Origin of the sequence: Flavobacterium sp. W22_SRS_FP1 (assembly GCF_052113685.1) — a bacterium.
Lineage (GTDB): Bacteria > Bacteroidota > Bacteroidia > Flavobacteriales > Flavobacteriaceae > Flavobacterium.
Genome location: NZ_JBGQOE010000029.1, coordinates 1 through 16,944 on the forward strand (window position 1 = coordinate 1; position 16,944 = coordinate 16,944).

The window sequence follows — 16,944 nt, forward strand, 5'->3', positions numbered from 1 at the left end:
AAGCAAAGATATTTACTTATTTTGTATGTTTGTAAAACTTAAAATGTTAAAGTCCGATTATTAGGGGGTTAGACCACTGCCGACACAACTATTTGATAGTAAGGAAATATTTCAGATATTATATCGTAATATGCAGAAGTTTGATCATATGCACCAAAACGCCAATTTGCCAGCCCACCTATAGTATAACCATAAGAATGATTTGAGACTAAAAATCCATCTGCAGCAAACCTAGCCATTTCTACGATGTCTGAATCCCAATAAAAAGTTTTGGCAATCCCTTTATAGGCAATCCCTTTAGACTTAGAATCAATACCGGCACTCATAATAATTCCAGCAACGTGGGTAGCATGAGAACTTAAAGTAGCATAGCCGTCACCTAATAGAATTCTATCACTAATAAATTCTTGATGAGTCGACCTCACTTTTCCCCCATCCCAAACACCAGCTATTATCCCCAAGCCAGATAAATTTAGACCGAGTTCACCAGCAGTGTATAATGCATTTGCATTAATTGTTGTTCCAGACTCGGTATTATCAGTAGTAAAATAAATAGGTACTCCATTATATATCCTTTGCAAGGATCCTTTCTCAGAATCTACAATTGATTTATTGGTTTTGTAACTATTAATCAAAGAAAATTGAGATTTAAAATCACTTTTAAATCTCAATTTTAATTTAACTACTTTATTTTTATCATAGAAAGACTTAATTTTCTCTCTTTCAACGATCGTTTGACTGAAAGACATCTCAATAACCAAAAGCATAAAGACTATTTTCTTCATAAAAGTTTAATTAAAAAAACCTCCTACAATCAAACAGGATTATAGGAGGTTTTAAATACAATATCACAATTGATTAATAACCAGGATTTTGAGTTAGAGCATTTACATTAATTTCTCTCTGAGGAATTGGCAATGTAAATCTGTAATCTGTAACATTGATATTAACTGGACTTGTAGCAGAAGAATTTACAGCATCTTGAGCAAATCTATCAGTACCAGTTACACCTGCATCAGTACCTAACCTTTTAAGATCAATATATCTGTGACCTTCGAAAGAAAGCTCTTTTCTTCTTTCTAATAATACATCTGCTAAAGCCGATGCAACATTAGAATAAGTAGGTGCTACCACTAGGCCTCCAGTATAACTTCTAGCCTGTCTAACTTGACGTATCAAATCGGCTGCACCAGCCAAATTCCCACTTCTGATCAAACACTCTGCTTTGATAAAATAAATCTCAGACAATCTAAAAACTTTCAAATCATTAGCGGTATGACCACCATTTTTGCCCGGATATTTGTCAATAACAATTACCTCACTAGTTCTAGAAGCTGCATCAGGGGCGGTAGAGATTGTCGATGAACGATCAACGAAACACCATCTTCTATAATCTTGTGCTCCTCCACCAAGATCTTGATTATATGCATTGAACAAAGTCCTACCCATGTCGTATAACGGTCCGCCAGTAATGTAAGAACCATTAGTATTATAAGTACTACTAAAGTTAATTTTGTTAATTGGTTTGTCAATAGCAAATAAAATCTCGCCTTGTGCAGCATCCACCCACATTTTTCTATAAACAGGACTTCCAGCAGATACCCATTGATCAACTTGATATAATGCTCTCTGAATAGGAAAAGCTGATGTAGGATCAACATTGATAGTATTTGCGCCATTAGCAGCACCATTAGGTACTGTAGTCGCAGACGTGGAAGGGAAATTAGCTACCGTAATTGTCGATGTTGAAAGAACTAAACCAGAATTTGTGATAGCATCATCCGCATTAATCAATGCTTGTGGATAATTTTTTCTGTACAGATACATTCTTGCTTTAAATGCTCTAATAAAGTTTCTGTTAATGAACTTATATGCAGTAGGACCAGTTGGATTTATTAAGTTAGCTTGAGCAAAAGCTAAATCGCTTTCAATAAAACTAAAAACTTCACCATTTGTTGATCTAGGGATATCTTGATCAGGAGTTGGTACAAAATCTACAAGCATAACACCTGGAGCCGCATCGCTACTTAAATCAGTAGAAAAATACGTTAACAACTGAAAGTGAGAAAAAGCTCTCAAAGCTCTAGCTTGTGCCAAAATTGAATTGTATTGTGGCGTTTCTTCAGCTGTCGGCGTGTACAAAGCAGCTCCTCTAATCAGTCTGTTACAATAATTAATTGTATTGTAATGACTATTCCAAATGTTAGAAGCAAAACCGTTTGTAGTCAACAGGAAAAACCTTTGAGTCTCATTTGAAATCAAACCACTACCAATTGCAACCTCATCCGTTAATAGTGACGAAACTATTATTTCGTTTTCAGTACCTAACCTGTCATAAGTTTCATTAAGAAATAACTGTATGTTATTTACGGATGTAAATAACCTAGCGTCATTTAACTCCCCTGCTTGTAAAATATCAGTTGCGTCAGAGCAAGAGAAAAATACTGCCAAAACACTTAATATTAATATTCTTTTTTTCATTTTTTTATTTTTTAAAAATTAATATCTACGCCAAAAGTGTACAATTTCGGAGTTGGAAAGTAACCCGTTGTAGAAGCTTTGAAAGTTTCAGGATCGAATCCTCTCCATTTTGTCCAAGTTAATATATTTTCTCCTTGTACTCTAAAACGAACACCTGTAAGGAAAGTTTTTTCTAAAAACTTAGATGGAACATCGTACCCAACACTTAAGTTTCTTAAACGTATGAAAGATGCATCTTGTAAGAATCTATCAGATATATCAGCCGTATCTAGATTAGTAGCATCCCAAGAAGGTACATTTGAATTAGTGTTAGTAGGAGTCCAAGCATTCAAAATATCAGTAGATACTGTAAATACTTCTGCATTTCTAATATCCATAAGACCTTGATAATCAAAATCAAATCTATAAAAATTAGCAGAGTAAGCAAAAGCCGCATCTAAGAAAAACCCTTTGTAAAAAGCATTTAAACCAAATCCACCTTGATATACAGGTAAATTATTTTTCCCTGTTAATCTTCTATCAGCATCAGTAGGACTTTCTGTATCAGCACCATTAATGTCAGTGAACAAAAGATTTCCATTTAATGGGTTAACACCTTTGCTAGGAACAACAAAGTACTGGTTTGCTGGACCTCCAATTGCATTTGCAAAATCATTTCCTATACGTTGTTTACCCGTACCGTCGTTTAATACTCCTAAATCAGTGATTTTATTTTTGTTATAAGCGCCATTGGCATAAACAGCAAGTTTTAAATCAGTGCCTTTCAGAACGTCATATCTAAGTGCCAACTCTAAACCCTCATTAGAAAGAGCTCCATTATTACCCGCTAAGTTTGTAATACCGTTAGATGATGATACAGGTATATTAGTATACAAATCAGTTGTTACTCTTTTGTATATATCAAAAGAGCCAGATAATCTATTTTTGAAGTTAAAATCTATCCCGACGTTAGCTTGAGAAGTAGTTTCCCACTTTGCATTTACATTCGCAATAGAAGAAACACCGAATGAAGGTGCATTACCGTAACCTGATTGCGTACTGTTCAAATCACGAACAATCTGTACACCATTAAAAATGGTCGCAACATCACTATCTTCATTTCTGGCAATAATATTCTGGTTACCAGCTGTACCATAAGAAGCCCTCAATTTTAAGTCAGTCAAAAATTTACTGTCTTTCAAGAAATCTTCTCTACTAATATTCCATCGTCCCCCAACAGAATAAAAAGTAGCCCATTTATTTTCATTGATAAATTTTGAACTAGCATCTCTTCTTACTGTAGCAGCGATACCATATTTTGAATCATAATCATAATCCAATGTACCAAAATAAGAAAACAAACCTGCATCTATTCTTGAAGCACCTACAGAAGGAGCATAAGTGAATGGCAATGCTAAGCTATACGGTATGTATCCGGTACCAGCACCAGGAGCCCAAGTCAATGGATTCAATCCTGTTTGTTGGTAAAACAATGATCTTCTGTGAGCTTTTAGATATTCCACATAAGCAGATGCGTCTAAAGTACTTTTACCAAACTCTATATTATAATTCAACTGATTTGTTGCATTAAAAGAAAATTCCCTGTTTGATTGTTGTCTTTCAAGACCATGAAACGGCTGGCCTGCACCAGTTGCTCTTGCAACAGATAAATAAGCTTCTGGACCAATCGCGAAAGTTCTCTTGTCTTCTGCATAATCAGCTCCAGCTGTACTTCTGAATGTCAAATCTTTAGTTATTTTGAACGCTAAATTAGCTGAAACAATCGTCTTCAATTCTTCGAAAAAACTAGGAGCATTGTTACCGTTAAATAAATCTAATAACATGTAAGGGGTTATATCTAGCGCAGGAGATCCAAAGTCAGCAAATAATTGGGCTCCACTTTTGTATCCGTCTGGACTTATATAAGCTGGCGACAATATATACCCTGTAAGCGGATTTTGAAGAACATTACTATTAATACCTGCTCTAGTTTCTTGCTCTAATTGCTTTCTTTTAGAAAATGCAGCAGTAATATTAGTACCATATGTCAATCTATCATTTGCAGATTTACCAGAAAAATTTGATCTTAAAGTAAATCTTTTAAAATCTGTTGTTGGCACAATACCATCTTGCTGGAAGTAACTTAAAGAGGTAAAACTTTTTGTGTTTTCACTACCTAAAGTAAAACTAACATCTTGACTTGAAGTTTTTCCTTGTCTAAAAAACACTTTTTTCCAATCCGTATTTATAGCGTAAGCATCAATATTATTTACATCAACAGTAACACCAGGACCAACGCCAGAAAAACCTGGACCAGCACCGTATTCCTTTTGAATTCCTAAAAGCTGTTTAGCATTAGTCAAGTTGTAATCATCACCTCTAAATTCTGATACTCCATAAGAAGAAGAGAAATTTACAGCTAGCGGAGAATTAAAATCCCCTTTTTTAGTAGTTATAACAATAACACCATTTGTACCTCTATTACCATAAATAGATGTCGCAGATGCATCTTTAAGTACAGAAACACTCTCAATGTCATTTTGATTCAAATTTCTGAAAAATGCCTGAGTCAATGGCACCCCATCGATAACATACAGTGGCTCAAGACTCGCATTTAATGAAGAAGCCCCTCTAATAATGATATCAATTTTATTACTACCAGGCTGACCTGAAGCTAAGGCGATATTCGCACCTGCTAATTGCCCTTGCAATGATTGCAATACATTCACATTAGGTCTTCCTTCTAGCACTTTTGAAGTAACGGTTTGCGATGAACCTATTGCTTTTGCTTTTGTAGATGTTTTTCCGTACCCCAAAACTACCACCTCATTTAAGCTTTCACCACCTTGCATCGACACATTGATGGTGCTTGCTGATCCAACTACTTTTGAGACATTCTTCATACCTATGAAGCTGAATAATAAAACATCACCAGTCTTTGCTTTGATTGAATACCTCCCGTCTAAGTCTGTTTGCGTACCTCTTGTAGTGCCTTTAACTGCTACATTTGTGCCTGGTAAACTTCCTGAAGCATCAGATACAACACCGGTAATTGTTTTTTCTTGAGCGAAAACAAATTGCATTGACATAGCCAACAACAACGAAAAAATCCATTTGAATTTTGATCTCATATTAAATAGTTTGAATTAGTTATCTTACAAAGATTCATTATTAATAATTAATTAACCTAAATTTAATAGTATATTTTATATATTTAACATTTGTGTATGTACATACTTTGTTTTTTATTAAACTAATTGAGGAAAGCAGATTAAACAGAATATTAAAACAGCAGCAGTTTTTTGTTTATTTGTTATAATTATACTTACAAATAATTCCAAGAAGGAATAATTCTTGCGACTTGAGTTAACTCAAGCGGAGGTGAATATCGCAATTTCCCAGTTTTGCCAGGACTCTTAAGTAAATCAGCTGATATTAAAATGCCACTACTTACGATATTTATCATTTAATATAAAAACATTAACTCCTATTAGGCGAAATAAAAATTAACAAGTGTATACTACCATTTTCGCATTTGCAACATTATTTCCTAAGTTCTGACTTAAACAGATAACTTAAAAAAGATTTTGGTTCTATATTTGTAAAAAAAGATGCTTTTAACTAATTTTTCGAAAATTATTCTTGAAGCCGGAACTGACGAGGCTGGACGTGGTTGCCTTGCTGGGCCAGTTACTGCAGCAGCGTTAATACTGCCGGCTGATTTCACAAATAAAACTCTTAACGATAGCAAGCAGCTTTCGGAAAAAGTAAGAGAAAAATTAAAACTTATTATAGAGGAACAAGCTCTTTGTTTTTCGGTTTCGCATTTAGAACCTAATGTAATTGATAAAATCAACATACTCAATGCTTCGATAAAAGCGATGCAGGAGTGCGTCTTGAAACTTGTACCACAACCGGAGTATATTATTGTTGACGGAAGCGCTTCGTTTATCCACAAAAATGGAATTACAAATAAAGCAGGAAAAATTTATACAACAGCCGAAATTGAAATTCTCCGTTCTATTCCTAGTATGAGTATTGTTAAAGGAGATTCAAAATTCATGAGTATTGCAGCCGCTTCGGTTTTAGCAAAAACCTATCGCGACGAATACATGAATCTAATTCATGACGAATACCCGATGTACAACTGGAAAAAAAATAAAGGATATCCTACCAAAGAGCATCGTGAAGCGATAAGAAAATATGGAGTGACAAAATACCACAGAATGAGTTTTCGATTATTGCCGGAACAGTATTCTTTTGATTTATAATTTAAGATTTCTTAAAAGTAGCTTCAAAAAGATTGGAAAAATGTTTAAGGATTTTTTCTTTCACTTCTTCTTCATCCACTTTTACCACACCAAGTTCAACATTTAAAGAGGTTACTGCTTTACCGCGAATCCCGCAAGGAATGATATTGTCAAAGTAACCTAAATCAGCATTTACATTCAGAGCGAATCCGTGCATAGTCACCCAACGAGACGCTCGCACTCCCATTGCACAAATTTTTCTGGCAAATGGCGTTTCTGCACCTAACCAAACTCCGGTTTCGCCTTCGCTACGTCCACATTCCAAACCATATTCTTGTAATGTAAGGATTATTGCTTCCTCGAGAAAACGCAGGTATTTATGAATGTCAGTAAAGAAATTTTCTAAATCAATTATAGGGTAACCTACGATTTGTCCTGGTCCGTGATAGGTAATATCACCGCCGCGATTGATATTGTAAAAAGTTGCTCCCTTGGCCTCCAATTGCTTTTCGGACAACAACAAGTTACTTAGATCTCCACTTTTGCCCAAAGTGTAGACATGCGGATGTTCTACAAAAAGAAAGTAATTTGGAGTTACAAGATTAAGTTCTTCTCTCCTATTCCTAATTTTTAAATCAACAACTCCTTTGAATAATTCTTCTTGATATTCCCAAGTTTCTTTGTAATCTTTATTTCCTAAATCTTGAAGTTGGATTGTTTTATTCATTTTATGGGGCGCAAAGGTTTTCATTTGCAAATGTACAAAGATTTAGATTGAAGTAGCAACCGTGCAAATCAAACTAAAAATTTAGTTTTCCAAAATCACTTCCAGATTAGTGATTTTAAAATTTTCTATTAATTCTCCAATTGTTTTTTAATCTTCTATGTTCTAAAAGAAAATATTTTTGCTTTAAACCAACTCTATTAGCCCAGATTGAAGTGTAAATCCTTTTGTTTTTTCCTTTAAAAAACAAAAGATTGAAACGGAAAGCTGGAAATTGCTCCTAAAAAAACTTTGCAACTATAAAACTTTGCAACTTTGCGACTTATAAAGTATCTTTGCGCTCTTAAAATCAGCATAAAATGGCATTATCCGAACAAGAAATCCTTCGTAGAGAAGCACTCACAGAATTGCGCAAATTAGGAATAGATCCTTATCCGGCAAATGAATTTGTAACTACCGCTCATTCGAGCGAAATCCTTGCCAATTTCGAGAAATACGAAGGGAAGGAAGTGATTCTTGCAGGACGATTGATGGGAAAACGCATCATGGGAAAGGCTTCTTTTGCAGAATTGAAAGATGCTGAAGGACGCATTCAAATTTATGTTTCTAGAGATGACATTTCGGATGATGAGGAAAAAACAATGTACAACGTAGTTTTCAAAAAACTATTGGATATTGGTGATTTTATTGGAGTTCGCGGAACGGTTTTCAAAACACAAGTCGGTGAAATTTCGGTTCATATTTATGGCTTGAGAGTTTTGGCGAAAGCCTTGAAACCACTTCCTGTAGTAAAAACAGATGCTGATGGAAAAACGTACGATGCATTTGCTGATCCAGAACAAAGATACCGCCGTAGATACGTGGATTTAACTGTGAACGATCATGTAAAAGAAACGTTTATCAAGAGAACAAAAATGTTTAACGCAATGCGTTCTTTTTTTAACGATAAAGGCTACCTTGAGGTTGAAACTCCTGTTTTACAACCAATTCCTGGCGGTGCCGCAGCGAGACCTTTTATTACGCACCACAACTCTTTGGACATGCCTTTGTACATGCGTATTGCCAATGAATTGTACTTAAAAAGATTAATTGTAGGCGGATTTGAAGGGGTGTATGAGTTCTCAAAAAACTTCAGAAATGAAGGAATGGACCGCACGCACAACCCTGAATTTACTGCCATGGAAATATATGTAGCCTACAAGGACTACAACTGGATGATGAAATTTGCCGAAGATCTTTTAGAGCATTGTGCGATTGCCGTAAATGGAACTTCCGAAGCTACTTTTGGAGCGCACAAAATCAACTTTAAAGCTCCTTATGCTCGAGTTACAATGACTGATTCTATAAAACATTTTACTGATTTTGATATTTCAGGAAAAAACGAAATAGAATTGTTTGATGCTGCCAGAGCCATGGGAATTGATGTAGACGCTACCATGGGTAAAGGAAAATTAATTGATGAGATTTTTGGTGCAAAATGTGAAGGAAATTACATTCAGCCGACGTTCATTACGGATTATCCAAAAGAAATGTCCCCTTTATGTAAATCACACCGTGACAATCCAGAATTGACGGAACGTTTTGAATTGATGGTTTGTGGGAAAGAAGTAGCCAATGCCTATTCTGAACTGAACGACCCGATTGACCAAAGAGAACGTTTTGAAGAGCAACTAAAACTGGCTGCAAAAGGAGATGATGAAGCAACTGAATTTATCGACGAAGACTTCCTTAGAGCCTTAGAGTATGGAATGCCTCCTACATCAGGAATGGGAATAGGAATGGACCGTTTGATTATGTTTTTGACTAATAATGCGTCGATCCAAGAAGTGTTATTGTTCCCACAAATGAGACCAGAGAAAAAACAAATTCAGGTGGAACTAGAAGAGGACGAAAAACTGATTGTAGCACTTTTACAAACCAATGAGAACCAAATGGAATTTGGTTTATTGAAGATCAAATCTGAATTGAGCGGCAAGAAATGGGATAAAGCCATGAAGAATCTTTCTTCTTTAGGATTGACTGAAGTGGTTGTAGCAGGAGATATTAAAGCGTGCCGATTGAAAGAGTAAATACTACTAAAGCATATATATCAAAAGACTAAATTCAGCTCACCAATCTAATAGCAAAAATTGTTTTGTGCAATATTTTTTCAGGACAAGACATAAAAAAAGCGGCTTGAAATTTTAAGCCGCTTTCCTATTTTATGCTATTTCCAATTATGGAATTTTTATGTTTGATAGCTCCGCTTTATAAAAACGAAGCAGGTCCTGAATCTTCCCATTTTCAGAAGAAAGATTAGGTAAGAACAAGCTTTGATAATACTCAATTCCTTCTCCTAAATTCTTCTTGAATGAATTCCACTTTTTAATTTGGCCGGCCGTTATCTCCTCAGAAACAGTTGCAATTTCATTCTTCAAATAATCAAGATACATTTTCAATTCTTTGACGAACATGTTTGGGCGATTCATTTCAGTCAATACCGAATCATTTCCATAAATATGTTGTACCATTTTTGAAAGTGACACTTCTTGATCGAAATAAGCCATATTAGGCCCTGGACAAATTACAACTCCTTGAGCCTGTCCTTTAATTTTAATCTCGTTTTCTAAATAGGATGCATTTGCTAAACCTACACAAAGACACGATTTTTCAGTAATTTTATTTTTTGCATTCTCGAACGTTTCAGCAGAAAAAGTATCTTTTTTAGTTTCCAATTCCGCTAGTTTTACGTCTTGGTATTTTTTAGAAGCAGTACAAATTCCTTTATAGCCAAATTCTTTGCTTAGCGCCAAAAACTTTTTGGGACAGGAGCTTCCTGCATTACTTTCTTGTATGCGTTTTTGTTTCAGCATTTCATTTGTTGTTCCTCTCAAGGTATTAAAAGCAATTCCCAGAGGGGAAATATGACTCAAGTACAAATCCTCTTCTTTGGCTTTCGCCAATAATTTACGTGTGGATTCATCAACAGACGTAGCTTCCGGAACCAACAAAAATGGCGAACCCCAACCTACGGAATCAACTTGATAATAATCTAATAAGAAGTCGTGCTCTTCCGCGGTTCCTACTCCACCCTGGACTGTGATTTTTAATTCCAACGGCTTCTCAGGAACGTATTTCTCTTTAATCGTTAAAGCTTTGACCATCAATTCATGTGCAGATTGAATCAATTGTTCTTTTTTCTCTTTGAATTCTTCTAAAATTGGGCCCAGTAAATAGCCCTCAGTAGCAAAAGCATGTCCTCCGCAATTAAGACCAGATTCTATTCGGTATTCCGAAACCCAAAGGCCTTTCTTAGCAAGAAAATTTCCTTGTATCATAGCCGATCTAAAATCGCTAACTTTAAGGATGATTTTCTTATTCAAATGGTTATTAGCATCTGGAAAAAAGATATCAAAACTTTCAAAATAACTGTACAATCTCGGATTCATTCCAGCTGACAGCACCACCGAAGAAGTCAGCGTACTATTAGCAAAACCACGAAGCGAAGCATGAGCATCATTAAATTTAGTAGCTAATTGCTCATCTTTGATAAAATTATCTTTATCGACTTTCGTCATGATATTAACATCAATATCACCTGTAGTCAGATTGTTTTCAAGAAAATTTTTGATATTTTCCTTAAAAGCGAGTCCATCATCTACTAAATTTTGTAAACCCAGTTTTATCTCTGATTTATTTGGCAACATGGCAATATAATTATCCAATGCCTGTTTACTTTCAGCCAACTCATTTTTGAAATTGTCGAATTTGTCCTTTACGATTTTGTCCACCAAATTCAAATAAGAGGTGATTCGTTCTGCGCGATAATCATGAATTTTTTGAGTAATTTCCTGATAAGGAACATCAAATTTAGCACTGTAAAAAGCGCTCATTTTTTCAATAAGATCATCATCTATTATTGAAATAACGGAGGAAATGCCATACTTTGCTACTCGAATTGGACTATCAATAGTATACGCTAATCCCATTACCGGAATGTGAAATGTATGTGACGGTTTAGTTGTTGTCATGGAAATATTTTTTGAATATTAATCCACAAATATTAGTGTTTTACTGCAGTAAAAAGCTGATATATATCATGTGAGTATTATTCTTAAAAAATTAAACCCAACGCCTTTCAAGAAAGTTGTTGGGTTTAATGAATAAAAAAACGTTCTTTTTTTTCTATAAAGTATAATTTAAATTTAAGCTCCATCTATAATTAGCTTCTATTCTTCCGCTCGATAAGTTTTGACTTAAAGGCAGCATAGCATTAACTCCTACTGAGAATTTATCTTTCCCTACTTCGATACCAAATTTACTAAAGAGAACATTACCAGAAGTATCTGGTACCGCTTCACCATATTGCTTATTAGTTTCGTAGATTTCTCCCGCTAACCCTAACTGAGGTACAAGTTGAACCGAATTCAAATCTAACAAATAAAACAAGGTACTTCCATAGTTTAACTGGTTCCCAAACTGATATCTTTTGTCATTTTCTGTTTTTAAAGTATAATTCAGCATAGCATTTAATCCCAAATCTTTCCTTTTTATAACATACTCTGTTAGTAAAAGGTAATCCCAACTTCCCGTACCTAATTGAAAACTTTGATTTACAGTGCCTAGATTATTAGATTCTTTAAACTTTCCTGTAGGCATTTTTATACCTCCACCCACTTGCAAATTATGAGCAAATACCGCACTATCTTTTTGAGTTTGATATACGGAGTAGGTCGCCATAATAGTCACATCTCCTAGCCCACTGATCTTTTCTGCACCAGATGTCAACGCTCGATCGTGAAAGTGATACGGAATCAAAGCCGCAATCTGAATCTCATCAGTAACAGGGATTTTTGCCCAAACTTGAGTCGTATTAAAATTTTCATCAATCCACGGAGAGTTAGCAAAGATTCCGTCCCTACTACTATAACTTTGATTAAAGTAGCGAACTCCAACAAAATTAGCATTAAGCATCGAGCTGAACCCCATACTACCGCCACTAGCTGAACAACCGCAGGCATCGCAGTCAAAATCCATTACAGCCTCCAATTGCATTTTCTGAAATGTAAAACCTGAAATGCTGTCTTTTACCGTTTTCGCTGTTGCCAACTGAACAGCTAATAAAGTAAAAAGAGATATTATGATTGTATTTTTCATTGTATTAATATTCTGAAAATCGTTTATCAGTAAGATATTGATTGTCGGTTAATGTTTTTAAGAAAGCAATTAATTGCACTTTTTCTGTTGTCGAAAGTGAAATCCCAAGTTGGCCATTTTGCTGTAAAATAGGGTCTAAGGTTTTTGATAGGACAACTCCAGAACTATAGTGATTTAGTACTGATTCTAGCGAACCAAAACGGCCATCATGCATGTAAGGGGCGGTCATCTCAACATTACGTAGACTAGGTACTTTAAATTTATAATAATCTTGCACCAACTCTGTTACTCTGTAACGCCCCACATCATTAATCAAAGGGTTTATGGCAAGACCGTTGTTTCTAAAAGAATCATCAGTCATTAAATCCGTTGCGTGGCAAGAAGCACATTTCGCTTTAAAAATAGTGTATCCAGCAGTTTCTTCATTACTGAAAGTTCCCGGTGCTTCATTGCGTCTATAATGATCAAATTTAGAATTAGACGATGTCAACATCACCATAAATTGCGAAAGCGCTTTTAGCATATTCTCAACAGATACAGCACCATCAGCAAAAGATTCTTTATACAATTGCTTATAGATTTTATCTGCTTTCATCATAGCCAGAATAGCATTTAAATCGCCATTCATTTCTATAGGACTAGTCAACGGTATTATGGGTTGTAAGTCTAAATGGCTTGCAGCTCCATCGTACATAAATACAGATTGATAAGCTAAGTTTTGAATAGAAGGTGCATTTCTAGTCCCTAAAGCGTTATCAACACCATGACTTACAGTGTGTCCGTGATGGGTAAAGGCATCTTCTTGTAAATGACAAAATCCGCAAGACACTAGTCCATCCGAAGCTAAACGGCCGTCATAAAATAATTTTTTACCTAATTCAAATCCTTTTTCTGTAGGGGGATTTAAGCTGATATCATATTTCAAATCAGGGAAATTTGAGGGTACTGAGAAATCTAAAGGAAGATTAACATATGCATCATCCTGATCAGAACAACTAAATAATAACGGAATGAGTAACCAAATAAAATGATTTAATTTCATGGTTTTAGATTTAAATAAAAGCACAAAAGCTTTGATTTAGCCCCGGTTGTAGCGGCATCCTTTTTTTATTTCAAAAAAAGATATAGCGAAAGACGGGACCTAATTTCTTTATACAAAACTCTTGTGCTCCTAAAAATGAAATTAATCGTTGTGAACGTGGTCTACTGAAAACATAGTTGCAACGTTTGCTGTAACTAGTGGTAAATTAGCACCTCCCATGATATTTGCACCCGTTCCATTAGGATTATTATCAGAAAGCTTAATCACATTTGTGCTATTTAAAATCTTAGCCAGGTCAGTTATAATGTGAATTTGCGGTGTAATTGTGCTTCTTACTAATGCTTTTGTCTGTAAGTCCAGCGCAACAGTAGTATAGTTATAATCAGTACCTGTTTGTCCTGTATGTACTTTAAAACCTACTGGAGTAGTAACTGTTGCTGATATAAAAGTTCCTTCAAAAGCTACAAATTTGTAACCCGCTGACCAGCTCCACATCATTCCTGCTGCTTGCGCCGTTGCTAAGAAATCACCTTGACCTGTTGCTCCGGCCTCCCATTGCTCTTTATCGACTCCAACACCAAAAGTAACTTTAGTATAATTAGCAGCAGGAAGGTCTTTAAGATTCAATACATGTGTCGCTATATCAGCTTCGTTTACTATGAAATAGCTTTCACTTTTTGGATTTGTAAAAGTGGTTCCATCTTCTTTTGTAAGGACAATATTACTGATAATGTATTTTATACTACTAATTTTAAGGACTTCGTTAGTCCCTGTAGTATTAGCTTGTGTATCTAAAATTAGATCATCTCCTTTAAAAGAATTATCGAATTCTATTGCTAAGTTTCCTGTTCCTGAAATTGTTTCGTCGTCATTAGAACAAGCAGTACATGTGGCGCTCAAAGCTAAAACAGCTATGGCCTTGTATATTAAATTTTTCATTTTTTAAGGGTAATTTCTTTTTTTATAAATTTTAAAATAGGGCGTATCACTAAGATTCCAATTGGACTTTCGCCAAAGGAAATAGAGGTACTAAAAGTTTATTTACTATTTAAGAAATGAAAATGGGTGGGTGAAAAATAGAATTAGAATCCAAATGCGAATAAAGATTTCTGCATTTTGAATTGAATGAAGGTTTGTTTTTATTAACCAGAAACGCGAACTTAAACGAATCTTGTTCTCCAACAAAAAGGTCAATTAATTTATTTGTACTTTGTTTTTTTTCAGTGGAATTGGTTTTATCATCCTCTGAAGCTTTTGCCAATTCTTTCATCAGATGACACTTTCCATTACATTTGAGTTCTGGTTTTGCTTTATTGATACAAAGTACTTTTGAGATGTAGTCATAATTAACGGCATAATCTATAACCGGGAATATTGGTTTTAGAAATAGAATTATAATAATTATGACAGCCATTTTTTTCACTGTGCAAAGATATAATTCCATTATTTAATATGTCTTATAAGTATCTCCTTTTATTAAACTTTTGTTAAGGATTAAACCACAGCTAGACATCCCTGTCTTACTACTATAACTTTAAAATAATAGAAATGAAAAAATTAATTATTGCCGCATTACTGCTTGTTGGAATGACAAGCTTTGCACAAGAGAGAAATAAAATGGGAAAAAGAGACGGAAGAGCTGAGATGGAAAAATTTACTCCTGAACAACGAAATGAGTTGATGCTGAAAAAAATGACATTAGACTTGGACTTGTCAGTGAAACAGCAAGATCAAATGAAAAGTATCATTGCCGAAAAAAGTGGCAAACGTGACGAAATGATGAAGGCTCATAAAGAGAAACCGACAAGAGACGAACGTTTTGCTATGAAAAGCAAAATGATGGATGAGCAAATTGCCATGAAAGCAAAAATGAAAATTATATTATCTCCTGAGCAATTTGCAAAATGGGATACCATGAAGGACAAAAACCATCATAAAAAAGGAATGCATCAAAGAAAAGAAATGGATGGAAAAACCAATAAAAACTAATTTTAAAAAAAAACTCTCGATATCAACCGAGAGTTTTTTTAACTAAAAATTTTTAGAAACTTTATCTACGGCTTGAATGGTGAAATCCAAATCTTCATAAGTCAATGCATCTGTTATGAACCAAGTCTCATAAGCTGATGGCGCAATATAAATCCCTTCTTCTAAAAGTCCGTGGAAGAATTTTTTGAAGGTTTCATTATCTCCATTTCCTGCAGACTTAAAATCAATTACTGGCGTCGCATCAAAATGTACAGAAATCATCGAGCCTATTCTATTAATTGTAAAAACAACATTATTAGCTTTCAAAACTTTATCAATTCCTTCGTGTAAGTATGCTGTTTTATCGGCCAATCTTTGAAAAATGGCAGGGTCCTTATCTAATGTTTGTAACATCACTAATCCAGCAGCCATCGCCAAAGGATTCCCCGATAAAGTCCCTGCTTGATAAACAGGTCCTAGTGGAGCTAAATAATCCATTATTTCGGCACGCGCGGCAAACGCGCCTACTGGCAAACCGCCACCAATTACTTTACCAAAACAAACTATATCTGAATTAACTCCTGATAACTCTTGTACTCCACCTTTTGCCAAGCGAAATCCTGTCATCACCTCATCAAAAATAAGCAATATGTCATTGTCTGTACAAAGTTGTCTTAATCCTTCTAAGAAACCTTTGTTTGGAGGAATGCAACCCATATTTCCAGCAACAGGTTCTACAATTATTGCTGCAATTTCATTTTTATTAGCTTCGATTAGCGTCCTCACATTTTCAACATCATTGTAATTAGCTAACAAAGTATCTTTAGCGGTTCCTGCTGTTACTCCCGGACTATTTGGCGAACCAAAAGTGATGGCACCACTTCCTGCCTGAATCAAAAAGGAATCTGAATGACCGTGATAACAACCTGCAAATTTTATTATTTTGTCTTTTTTGGTGAATCCACGAGCTAATCTTACAGCACTCATACAAGCCTCTGTCCCCGAATTAACAAACCTGATTTTATCAATGTTAGGTACCATAGAAACTGCTAAAGCTGCAATTTGTGTCTCTAACTCTGTTGGCATACCAAAAGAGGTCCCTAGCTTTGCTTTCTCAATCACTGCTTGCACCACTGGATCAAAGGCATGGCCTAAAATCATTGGTCCCCAAGAATTGATGTAATCTATTAATCGGTTTCCGTCTTCATCATACAAATAAGCACCTTTAGCACGTTGTACAAAAATTGGAGTTCCTCCTACCGCTTTGAATGCTCTAACTGGTGAATTTACACCACCTGGAATTACCTTTTCTGCTTCAGCAAAAAGCTGACTACTTCTTTTATATAACATTTATAATTTTTGAT

The 16,944-nt window shown here is 35.1% G+C and carries 13 protein-coding genes; 3 read left to right on the top strand and 10 right to left on the bottom strand.

Features of this window, described 5'->3' with window-relative positions; genetic code table 11:
- Nucleotides 1-68: 68 nt before the first annotated feature.
- The 3 genes from ACEN2H_RS13325 to ACEN2H_RS13335 all read right to left on the bottom strand — a co-directional run bounded on the left by ACEN2H_RS13325 (nucleotide 69) and on the right by ACEN2H_RS13335 (nucleotide 5,591).
- The gene (locus ACEN2H_RS13325; protein WP_441733154.1) at nucleotides 69-785 is read right to left on the bottom strand and encodes a hypothetical protein; all 717 of its coding nucleotides are present in this window, start codon (nucleotides 783-785) and stop codon (nucleotides 69-71) included.
- Nucleotides 786-858: 73 nt separating this feature from the next.
- Nucleotides 859-2,481, bottom strand: coding sequence for a RagB/SusD family nutrient uptake outer membrane protein (locus tag ACEN2H_RS13330; protein WP_441733156.1), 1,623 nt, complete (start codon nucleotides 2,479-2,481; stop codon nucleotides 859-861).
- Nucleotides 2,482-2,492: 11 nt separating this feature from the next.
- Nucleotides 2,493-5,591 carry a SusC/RagA family TonB-linked outer membrane protein gene (locus tag ACEN2H_RS13335; RefSeq protein ID WP_441733158.1) on the bottom strand — a complete coding sequence of 1,033 codons (3,099 nt, stop codon included), beginning with the start codon at nucleotides 5,589-5,591 and terminating at the stop codon, nucleotides 2,493-2,495.
- Between the two features lie 480 nt (nucleotides 5,592-6,071).
- Here ACEN2H_RS13335 and ACEN2H_RS13340 point away from each other — a divergent pair, with 480 nt between their 5' ends.
- Nucleotides 6,072-6,731, top strand: coding sequence for a ribonuclease HII (locus ACEN2H_RS13340; protein WP_441733159.1), 660 nt, complete (start codon nucleotides 6,072-6,074; stop codon nucleotides 6,729-6,731).
- Nucleotide 6,732: 1 nt separating this feature from the next.
- Here ACEN2H_RS13340 and lipB read toward each other — a convergent pair whose 3' ends face one another.
- Nucleotides 6,733-7,437, bottom strand: a complete 705-nt coding sequence (lipB, locus tag ACEN2H_RS13345) for a lipoyl(octanoyl) transferase LipB (RefSeq protein ID WP_441733161.1) — start codon at nucleotides 7,435-7,437, stop codon at nucleotides 6,733-6,735.
- Nucleotides 7,438-7,793: 356 nt separating this feature from the next.
- Between lipB and lysS the strand changes: the two genes are divergently transcribed.
- On the top strand, nucleotides 7,794-9,503 hold the full coding sequence (gene lysS, locus ACEN2H_RS13350; RefSeq protein ID WP_441733163.1) for a lysine--tRNA ligase: 1,710 nt from the start codon (nucleotides 7,794-7,796) through the stop codon (nucleotides 9,501-9,503).
- Between the two features lie 147 nt (nucleotides 9,504-9,650).
- Here lysS and ACEN2H_RS13355 read toward each other — a convergent pair whose 3' ends face one another.
- The 5 genes from ACEN2H_RS13355 to ACEN2H_RS13375 all read right to left on the bottom strand — a co-directional run bounded on the left by ACEN2H_RS13355 (nucleotide 9,651) and on the right by ACEN2H_RS13375 (nucleotide 15,026).
- Nucleotides 9,651-11,444: a hypothetical protein gene (locus tag ACEN2H_RS13355; protein ID WP_441733165.1), complete on the bottom strand. Its 1,794-nt coding sequence runs from the start codon at nucleotides 11,442-11,444 to the stop codon at nucleotides 9,651-9,653.
- A gap of 154 nt (nucleotides 11,445-11,598) precedes the next feature.
- Entirely contained in the window at nucleotides 11,599-12,570 is a 972-nt protein-coding gene (locus ACEN2H_RS13360) for a transporter (RefSeq protein WP_441733167.1), read from the bottom strand.
- 4 nt (nucleotides 12,571-12,574) lie between these two features.
- A complete protein-coding gene (locus tag ACEN2H_RS13365; RefSeq protein WP_441733169.1) occupies nucleotides 12,575-13,612 on the bottom strand; it encodes a cytochrome-c peroxidase in 1,038 nt (345 codons plus the stop codon).
- A gap of 141 nt (nucleotides 13,613-13,753) precedes the next feature.
- Nucleotides 13,754-14,551, bottom strand: a complete 798-nt coding sequence (locus tag ACEN2H_RS13370) for an MbnP family protein (RefSeq protein ID WP_441733171.1) — start codon at nucleotides 14,549-14,551, stop codon at nucleotides 13,754-13,756.
- Nucleotides 14,552-14,660: 109 nt separating this feature from the next.
- The gene (locus tag ACEN2H_RS13375; RefSeq protein ID WP_441733172.1) at nucleotides 14,661-15,026 is read right to left on the bottom strand and encodes a hypothetical protein; all 366 of its coding nucleotides are present in this window, start codon (nucleotides 15,024-15,026) and stop codon (nucleotides 14,661-14,663) included.
- Between the two features lie 134 nt (nucleotides 15,027-15,160).
- Here ACEN2H_RS13375 and ACEN2H_RS13380 point away from each other — a divergent pair, with 134 nt between their 5' ends.
- Nucleotides 15,161-15,601 carry a hypothetical protein gene (locus ACEN2H_RS13380; protein WP_441733174.1) on the top strand — a complete coding sequence of 147 codons (441 nt, stop codon included), beginning with the start codon at nucleotides 15,161-15,163 and terminating at the stop codon, nucleotides 15,599-15,601.
- A 42-nt stretch (nucleotides 15,602-15,643) separates the two neighbouring features.
- Here ACEN2H_RS13380 and hemL read toward each other — a convergent pair whose 3' ends face one another.
- Complete coding sequence (gene hemL / locus ACEN2H_RS13385; protein ID WP_441733176.1) at nucleotides 15,644-16,930, bottom strand: glutamate-1-semialdehyde 2,1-aminomutase; 1,287 nt, start codon at nucleotides 16,928-16,930, stop codon at nucleotides 15,644-15,646.
- Nucleotides 16,931-16,944 lie beyond the last annotated feature (14 nt).

Excerpts from the sequence above, each read along its gene's own strand:
- ACEN2H_RS13325 (WP_441733154.1), bottom strand. The coding sequence starts at position 785 with ATGAAGAAAATAGTCTTTATGCTTTTGGTTATTGAGATGTCTTTCAGT.
- ACEN2H_RS13330 (WP_441733156.1), bottom strand. The coding sequence starts at position 2,481 with ATGAAAAAAAGAATATTAATATTAAGTGTTTTGGCAGTATTTTTCTCT.
- ACEN2H_RS13335 (WP_441733158.1), bottom strand. The coding sequence starts at position 5,591 with ATGAGATCAAAATTCAAATGGATTTTTTCGTTGTTGTTGGCTATGTCA.
- ACEN2H_RS13340 (WP_441733159.1), top strand. The coding sequence starts at position 6,072 with ATGCTTTTAACTAATTTTTCGAAAATTATTCTTGAAGCCGGAACTGAC.
- lipB (WP_441733161.1), bottom strand. The coding sequence starts at position 7,437 with ATGAATAAAACAATCCAACTTCAAGATTTAGGAAATAAAGATTACAAA.
- lysS (WP_441733163.1), top strand. The coding sequence starts at position 7,794 with ATGGCATTATCCGAACAAGAAATCCTTCGTAGAGAAGCACTCACAGAA.
- ACEN2H_RS13355 (WP_441733165.1), bottom strand. The coding sequence starts at position 11,444 with ATGACAACAACTAAACCGTCACATACATTTCACATTCCGGTAATGGGA.
- ACEN2H_RS13360 (WP_441733167.1), bottom strand. The coding sequence starts at position 12,570 with ATGAAAAATACAATCATAATATCTCTTTTTACTTTATTAGCTGTTCAG.
- ACEN2H_RS13365 (WP_441733169.1), bottom strand. The coding sequence starts at position 13,612 with ATGAAATTAAATCATTTTATTTGGTTACTCATTCCGTTATTATTTAGT.
- ACEN2H_RS13370 (WP_441733171.1), bottom strand. The coding sequence starts at position 14,551 with ATGAAAAATTTAATATACAAGGCCATAGCTGTTTTAGCTTTGAGCGCC.
- ACEN2H_RS13375 (WP_441733172.1), bottom strand. The coding sequence starts at position 15,026 with ATGGCTGTCATAATTATTATAATTCTATTTCTAAAACCAATATTCCCG.
- ACEN2H_RS13380 (WP_441733174.1), top strand. The coding sequence starts at position 15,161 with ATGAAAAAATTAATTATTGCCGCATTACTGCTTGTTGGAATGACAAGC.
- hemL (WP_441733176.1), bottom strand. The coding sequence starts at position 16,930 with ATGTTATATAAAAGAAGTAGTCAGCTTTTTGCTGAAGCAGAAAAGGTA.